Source organism: Alcanivorax sp. HI0083 (assembly GCF_001635175.1).
Window position 1 is genome coordinate 1 of sequence record NZ_LWFX01001617.1, and the last position, 832, is coordinate 832.

1 protein-coding gene is annotated in these 832 nt (G+C 57.0%); it reads right to left on the reverse strand.

The window, feature by feature from the left end; genetic code table 11:
* Positions 1-200: 200 nt before the first annotated feature.
* Positions 201-832 (reverse strand): UDP-2,3-diacylglucosamine diphosphatase (locus A3754_RS23920; protein WP_063521534.1); only part of this gene is annotated, 632 nt, incomplete at its 5' end.

Here is an 832-nt window from a genome sequence, read left to right on the forward strand (position 1 = left end):
CGGATGATGAGTTCCGGTTTCATTCGGGCACGCCGGGAACAGTTGATAGTGGACAGTTGACAGTTGACAGCTAAAACCCGCGATTTTGCTGTGATCATTTTGAAACGTAAGAGGCCGCGCCCAAAGCATGGACGCGGCCTCTTACGTTTCATCCCACAAAAAACTTTGTCGCGCAGCTGTCAACTGTCCACTATCAACTGTCAACTAATCTCAAAGCTTTCCAGTTTTAGCCCTTTTTCACTGTCTGCGATGATCTGCCATCCCAACTTCCCCCAGTCACCCAGCACCCAGCGCTTGCCGGTGCCATCAGGCAAGTCCACGTCGTGGACGTCCGGGCGGTGGGTATGGCCGTGGATCAGGTGCTGAACACCAGCTTCCTGCATTTCCCGGACCACTTCTTCCGGGGTGACGTCCATGATGTTTTCTGCCTTGTTGGCGTTGTTGCCCTGGCTTTGCATGCGCATGCCCTGGGCGATCATGCGTCGCTCTTCCAGCGGTTTGGCGAGCATGCCTTGCTGCCACTGCGGGTTGCGGGCCATGGTGCGGAACTGTTGATAGGCGGTGTCCAGGGTGCACAGGCTGTCGCCGTGCATCAGGATTACGGCGGTGCCGTAGAGGTCGACTACGGTGCCTTCGTCAAGCAGGGTGCCGCCGCAGGCATTCGCAAAGTCGTTGCCGAGCATGAAATCCCGGTTGCCATGCATGAAGTAAAGCTTGCTGCCACTGTCAGAAAACTGTCGGAAGGCGGCGATGGCATCGAGATTGAACGGGGTGTCATCATCGTCGCCGATCCAGGCTTCGAACAGGTCGCCCAGTACATACAGGGCGTCGG